Source organism: Acinetobacter sp. AC1-2, assembly GCF_016124155.1.
Lineage (GTDB): Bacteria > Pseudomonadota > Gammaproteobacteria > Pseudomonadales > Moraxellaceae > Acinetobacter > Acinetobacter calcoaceticus.
Genome location: NZ_JABFFO010000017.1, coordinates 1 through 697, shown reverse-complemented (window position 1 = coordinate 697; position 697 = coordinate 1). Strand labels below are relative to the sequence as shown.

The following is a 697-nucleotide window of genomic DNA, read 5'->3' as shown; positions in this document are numbered from 1 at the left end:
CAGATGTGACCTTGGCAGGCGGTACTTTAGCTGGCTTGAGCACAGCAGATGGCGGTTTGACCTGGACAGCGACCTTCACCCAAGATGGCAGTGCAACAGCACCGAGCATCAGTGTGGCGGATAACACCTATACTGACCTTGCAGATAACTTAGGTACAGGCGCAAGCTTGGCTGGCCTGACTTCAGATGTAGTGGCACCAACGCTTGCGATCAGTGCAACTGACCTGAATCTTGCTCTTGGTGAAAGCACCACAGTAACCTTCACCTTCAGTGAAGCAGTGACTGGCTTTGATGCAACAGATGTGACCTTGGCAGGCGGTACTTTAGCTGGCTTGAGTACAGCAGATGGCGGTTTGACCTGGACAGCGACCTTCACCCAAGATGGCAGTGCAACAGCACCGAGCATCAGTGTGGCGGATAACACCTATACTGACCTTGCAGGTAACTTAGGTACAGGCGCAAGCTTGGCTGGCCTGACTTCAGATGTAGTGGCACCGACGCTTGCGATCAGTGCAACTGACCTGAATCTTGGTCTCGGTGAAAGCACCACAGTAACCTTCACCTTCAGTGAAGCAGTGACTGGCTTTGATGCAACAGATGTGACCTTGGCAGGCGGTACTTTAGCTGGCTTGAGCACAGCAGATGGCGGTTTGACCTGGACAGCGACCTTCACCCAAGATGGCAGTGCAACAGCACC

Annotated in this window: 1 protein-coding gene; it reads left to right on the top strand. The window is 53.5% G+C overall.

The window, feature by feature from the left end; translation table 11 throughout:
* Positions 1-697, top strand: a 697-nt coding sequence (locus HL290_RS18420; RefSeq protein ID WP_227602327.1) for an Ig-like domain-containing protein, incomplete at both ends; no start/stop codon positions are given.